Origin of the sequence: Streptomyces cahuitamycinicus (genome assembly GCF_002891435.1) — a bacterium.
In the GTDB taxonomy this organism is placed as follows: domain Bacteria; phylum Actinomycetota; class Actinomycetes; order Streptomycetales; family Streptomycetaceae; genus Streptomyces; species Streptomyces cahuitamycinicus.
On sequence record NZ_POUC01000948.1, the window covers coordinates 1 to 553 of the forward strand.

The 553-nt window shown below is 72.7% G+C and carries 1 protein-coding gene; it reads right to left on the minus strand.

The genetic code is table 11. From position 1 onward, the window contains the following. Window positions 1-524: hypothetical protein (locus C1J00_RS44025; RefSeq protein ID WP_146046439.1), on the minus strand; the 524-nt coding region annotated here is incomplete at its 3' end. Window positions 525-553 lie beyond the last annotated feature (29 nt).

Consider the following 553-nt stretch of genomic DNA (forward strand, 5'->3'; position numbering starts at 1 on the left):
CGGCGGTGCTCGGCGTCGGCGGCCACGGCTTCCGCCAGTTGGGCGTGCGTCCAGTGCAGGGTGAACGCGGCTTCCAGGGCGTTGGCGGTGCTCTCCTCCGTAGCGGTCACGGCGGTCAGGTAGTGGCCGTGGAGGGCGAGGAGGCGGGCGAACAGGTCGCCTTCCTTGGCGATCAGCACGGGCCCGCCGGGGAGCAGCGACGGGGGCAGGTCGATGTTCTCGCGGCGCGTGACGTACTGGCTGAGGGTGGCCGGGAACCCGGCGGCGGGGGTGTCGGCCGCGATGTTCTCGGCGTTGGCGAGGGCGAAGTAGGCGTCGGCCGGGATCTCGTTCATGGTGATGCCGTCGATCACGGCGGGAGTGGAGGACCGGAAGGCGTCGGCGGCGACGTCGAGGAGGTCAGCGATCTTCGTGAGCGCGGCGCGGCCCTCAGCGTTCGGGATGGGCGCGGGGGACGCGGCGCGGGTCCGGGCGATGGTGGCGATGGTGGCGGCGCGGTGGGCGGAGGAAGCGGCGTAGGGCATGGGTGTCTCCGTCTACGGGGTGTGAAGGG